The sequence below is a fragment of the Caldicoprobacter sp. genome (assembly GCF_047459465.1).
In the GTDB taxonomy this organism is placed as follows: Bacteria; Bacillota; Clostridia; order Caldicoprobacterales; family Caldicoprobacteraceae; genus Caldicoprobacter.
On the sequence record NZ_VSCO01000127.1, the window covers coordinates 1 to 5053 of the forward strand.

At 43.2% G+C, this 5053-nt stretch carries 3 protein-coding genes and 1 pseudogene; all 4 read right to left on the bottom strand.

Annotated elements, in window-relative coordinates:
• A partial coding sequence (locus FWJ59_RS07755) for a hypothetical protein (protein WP_414481379.1) occupies positions 1–320 on the bottom strand: 320 nt, incomplete at its 3' end.
• Between the two features lie 61 nt (positions 321–381).
• Positions 382–1863: a BREX-3 system phosphatase PglZ gene (gene pglZ / locus FWJ59_RS07760; RefSeq protein WP_414481380.1), complete on the bottom strand. Its 1482-nt coding sequence runs from the start codon at positions 1861–1863 to the stop codon at positions 382–384.
• Positions 1863–4529: a DEAD/DEAH box helicase gene (locus FWJ59_RS07765; RefSeq protein WP_414481381.1), complete on the bottom strand. Its 2667-nt coding sequence runs from the start codon at positions 4527–4529 to the stop codon at positions 1863–1865. The genes pglZ and FWJ59_RS07765 overlap by 1 nt, the downstream gene beginning before the upstream one ends.
• A gap of 5 nt (positions 4530–4534) precedes the next feature.
• A pseudogene (locus FWJ59_RS07770) lies at positions 4535–5053 on the bottom strand (DNA methylase); the annotation flags it as partial.

Below are 5053 nucleotides of genomic sequence, written 5' to 3' on the forward strand. Positions count from 1 at the left end.
CTGCGTTTTATTTGGGATAGGGTTATTTCATCCTGTATATCCGACAACTTGCCTATAATAGCGCAGAGGTCCCTAAAAATAGGAAAGGCCAAAAGCATCATAGCCCAGTGTACTGCCAGGCGTTCAGAATTATTGCAGGTTTTAAATACTTCTAAAGCTCTGTCCCTTAACCCTTTGTTTTCATCAACTTCAAGCCATATTCTAGCTAAAATGCTTCTGGTTTTCAGAAGATTGGTACGATCTTTTATGTATGAAGACAAAAATTCCAAGAGCATATCTTTTGACTGTTCTTCATCCTGACATTTCAACAAAAATTCCACCGTCTTATCAAGCCATTCCGGCTTTATTGGCCTTGAGAAAACTATTGCTTTGCTCATAAATTCACATCCCCTTTATCCTTGCAAAAGGTACTATTACTTCTTCTATGCTCATTCCACCGTGGCACACATAGCTTTGCCCCTTTGTGCCAAACGCGGTATCGTCATCACATATTATGTATCTGTAGTCCTTGGGCATATATGTTCCCGGATATCTAAATACCCGGAATTTCGCTTCGACTTCCTCTGTCATGGCAAAGTCCTGGTATACCCTTGCCCTTAAAGATGTCATCTCGGTCAAAACTCCCTCATTTTTAGGCCTACCCTGCCCTATCGCTTCAATGTTGCCGTGGTCAGAGGCGATATAAACATCAAAACCTCTCTTTATGAAGTTTCCAATAAGCATTTTTAACTGGCCGCTGCGTGCCCACTGGGCTATATCCCAGTACATGCCCTTTTGCCCCTGTATCTGACCGTGCATAAGATCATCAATAAAATTCACTACAATTCCTGCAACCTTTATATTGTGCGGCAAGTCCACTTCCATACCTCTTCCAAAATATACGTCGCTTTCTTTATAGCCGTTGCTCACCCAGTACTCTACCCACTCCTTCTCCTCATCTTTCAACGAAAAAGCATCGTTGTGGCTGACCGGCAGCTTTCCGGAAAAAATCGACTGCCTGGACACCGGGGTCACCGTAGGAACCATAGCAAAACAGCATACCGTTTCAATATCATACTCCAAATCAGGACAACTTGCAAGAACAGTAAACCAATTCTCCAGCGACATGCCATCTATCACAATCAACGCAATTTTTTGACTTTTAGACAGCATGTAATCGTTTATCTTGTGTACCATCACAGGCCCTTCTACGCTGGTACTGGCGGATAATAGGCCGTAATTTTCAAGCATCCACACCTTGAAAGAGCCATTTATTTTGGCACAAAGATGCTTTACATCTTTACCTGAAAAACCACCGTCAACCATCAACCTAACCCTTGCCCAGTCTCTGGCAATCTCAAACCAATCCCTGTAGCTTAACTTCTCTTTTAAACATCGTTCAATTCTGCCGCATACTATATCTACAAACTCGTCAGCATTCCTCTTTGAAAACATCTCTTCTTCTATAAACTTTCTGGTAGCCTTAGGACCAAGTATATAGCCAAAATAATTCTGGTAGGCTATATACAGCAAATCGAGGTCAATATGGTGAAACTTTTTCAATTCCACCGGATCCAGTCTTGGGAAAACCGAAGCATAGTCCACAAAGACGTTGTAATACCTCTTTCTTATGTCGTAAGGGACATATATTTTTTCATCCGTCACCCGTACTATAATCTTGATTTTGCTATTATCCCTCAATTTCAGCTCATAAAAATACCGGAACTCCTCCGGATCGGTATATTCAATTATTTGAAAACCTTCCTTGTCCGCTATTCTTAAGGCACCACTTCTTTTAGCAAGGCCATCGTAATCAAACAGGAGTATTTGACTTTCATAATCCAGGGCCATCTTGTCCAGAATGTACTGAGATAACAATCCCATCACTCCATAAAAGCAATAAATATAGGCTTCAAAGTAGGACATGGTTTGCTTTTATAGGCATATTCAGCCTGAATCTCTTCTTTTTCCTTTTTCAACCGCTCAATCCTACGCCTTTTGATGTTTTCAATCCCTATCCTACCAGCCGCCTCTAACCTCAAATCAAGAGCATATAGATATTTCTGATATTGGTTGGCATTTTCTTCATCAAACCGCTTTTTCATTTCCAAAAATTGATGGTGTGCAGCATCTTTAGCAATGCTCAATATCTTGTCAAACTCCTCATCGCTTAGTTGCTTAACTCCCGATATCTCCATAGCTCTTCCCGGCTTTACCATCTCATCCCATATCCTCCTTGCCGATACCGGGCGAACAACTCCCTCAACATTTATGAAAACGGGGATAATACATTTGTACTTTACATCAGGCCCCAAGCTTAACTCCCACAATGACCAATATCCTTTTTCGTTGGGCAAGTCAGGAAGATTTATCACAATAGCTCCATCAGCTTTATCCCAATAAAAGTCCCCCTTTATAATCTCGCTTATCTTCTGATTGTTAAGGTCAATATCTAGCTGTTCAAGCCTGACATTCTCACCTTTCCAAGCCTTGTAGTTTAAATACATATGCCGCATCAATTCTTTCATATTGTAATCCCGTATGCTAGCTGCCAAAGCCAGATCAATCGTTTTTTCAGTTTTGATCAAATCGCGCACCTTTTGAGCCTGTTCAATTTCCTGCCTTATTTGTGCCTCCAGCTTTTGTATATAGTAATCGGCATTCCGAGGTTCAGCTATTGCTTTAATATAAACATCGGTAAAATCCATATCTGCCAGTTGGCTGTCCAGAACATCCCCCATCTTGTCGATTCCCATCTGTTCAAAAATAACGGCCAACTTTTCTTCCAGGACCTCGCGAACCCTGCTTTCAACCGTATCCTCAAGTATATAGTTAAACACCAGTACATCCCGGCTCTGCCCTATTCTGTCCACCCTGCCTATGCGCTGCTCAATCTTCATCGGGTTCCATGGCAAATCGTAATTTATAACCACATTGGAAAATTGAAGGTTTATACCTTCTCCACCGGCATCGGTTGAAATGAGTATGTCGCTTTGTGTTTTAAACTCCTCTATTACAGCGTTTCTTTCATCTATGCTCATGGAACCATTTAAGATTGAAGCTCTGTATCCCCTGCGCTCTAAGAACTCTTTTAAAAACCTTTGGGTGGCTACAAATTCTGTAAACACTATCACCTTTCTTCCATTTTCTTCGATAAAAAGCCTGTCCAACAGCTCTATCAGATGCTCTGCTTTAGCATCAATAAACTGGTGCTCGGCCTGTTGGGCCACCGCTAAGATTCCTTTAAGCTCGGCTATCTCAGCCTTTAAGTTGATTGCTTTGGTCTGAAGCAAAACATCAAGGGCTGCCTCTGCATCCATTTCCATCAGGTCGTCTAAAGAAAGTTCTGATATCCTGGCTTCCTGGCTTTCGAGTATTGATATGCGCCTCTCTATGCTATCGCGAATTGCGGCGGTACTGCTTGTAACCAGCCTCTGCATGAGAATCATCAAAAAGCCTATATAGTACTTTTTTTCTATTATAGCCCTGTTGTACCCGTGCCTTACGTATTCGGTCACCATGTCATACAGCTCTCTTTGCAGGCTGTGACGCTTTTCCCACTTTATGTGTATCGCTTTTGTTATCCTGTTCTTAAAAAGCCTGTTCCCCTCATGATCAACAGCTTCCCGTTTTTCGGTACGTATTATGTAGGGCGCCACCTGCTCTTTAACTATGGCGCGCTGGTCCGGAAATGCCTTTTCATCAAGCAGCCGCATCAAGCGCAAAAACGGCTCGGCCTTGCCCGAATGCGGCGTAGCTGTAAGCAAGAGAAGATATGGGCTGGCTTTAGCCAACAGCTTTGCCAGTTTGTACCTAGCCACATCGCTGGAACTGCCGGCCACACGGTGTGCCTCGTCAATGACAATAAGGTCCCATCCGCTGTTTACAATGGAATACACTCTCTCACTGTTATACCGTTCTATCTTTTCCCTGTCCCAACCCGCACGCCGCTCCAGAGGCTTTATCGAATCCATAGGGCTTATTACCTGGTCAAAAGCCTCATACACATTTGAAACGCCGTGCAGCCTTTTTATAGCATCATGGTCCTCGGGCAAGATTATGTTAAAATGCTCGCCGAACTTATCCTTCATCTCTACATACCATTGGGTTACCAATCCTTTGGGACACACTATCAATATCCTCTTTATCATTCCCCTTTCTTTGAGCTCTTTTATAATAAGCCCGGCTTCGATGGTCTTACCCAATCCCACCTCATCCGCCAGCAAATACCTTATCCTGTTACCTGATAACGCTCTTTTAACGGCATAAAGCTGATGTGGAAGGGGCAGCAGTTTTTCGCTTAAACTTGAAAACATGCCTCTGGCCAGAGTATCCTTAACCCTGGCCAGAGATGTGATGTATCTTATGAAGGCTTCAGAACAATACCCTTTATCCAGTTCTTTCAGATAATCTGCAGCTATTTGATATACATTTCCAACAACGGGGTCATAAACCTTATACGACACATACCCCCACAGCTCATTTCTTTCTATAACCTGCACTCTGCTTTTCCTCACTGAATCAAAAGCCCACTGCCCCACGCCAATCATCAGCTCTACCCCTCCAGCTTGCTGAGCGCATTGTCATAATACATTAGCACTGCCGGATCTTCCTGCACAACGCTTTCGGGCAGCCTCCTTGCCACCTTGACAATGGTGGCAAAGTCACGCTCTTTCCAGCACTTTTCAAAACCTGCTCTGATGGCTTCCATCCTGAACACCTTGAGCTTGCCAGTACCTTTGGCGTATTCTTCAAATTCCTTGAGCAACCTCTTTTGCCTCAGCTTCGCAAGATCTGATGCCTTGGTAAGATCTGGCACATACCATTTACCCTCTTCATTCTGTAAAAAGTTCTCTTCGAGTATTTCTTTCAATTCAGGCATTTTCTCATACCTGTGCTGATGCAATTGCTTTATAAACTTGGGCTGTATTTCCTTATACGTCTGGGGAGTTGATAGCTCTCGATACAGCCATTGTATAGCGCTCTTTTCATCAGTAACCACAAACGAAAGCTGGACGCTATCGATGTCCATCTTCAGCCTCTTTTCATCGTATTGATTGACCTGGTCAGGCAG

What these genes read in the sequence shown, in the direction of transcription:
- pglZ (WP_414481380.1), bottom strand. Translation starts at nt 1,863, where the DNA reads ATGGGATTGTTATCTCAGTACATTCTGGACAAGATGGCCCTGGATTAT.
- FWJ59_RS07765 (WP_414481381.1), bottom strand. Translation starts at nt 4,529, where the DNA reads ATGATTGGCGTGGGGCAGTGGGCTTTTGATTCAGTGAGGAAAAGCAGA.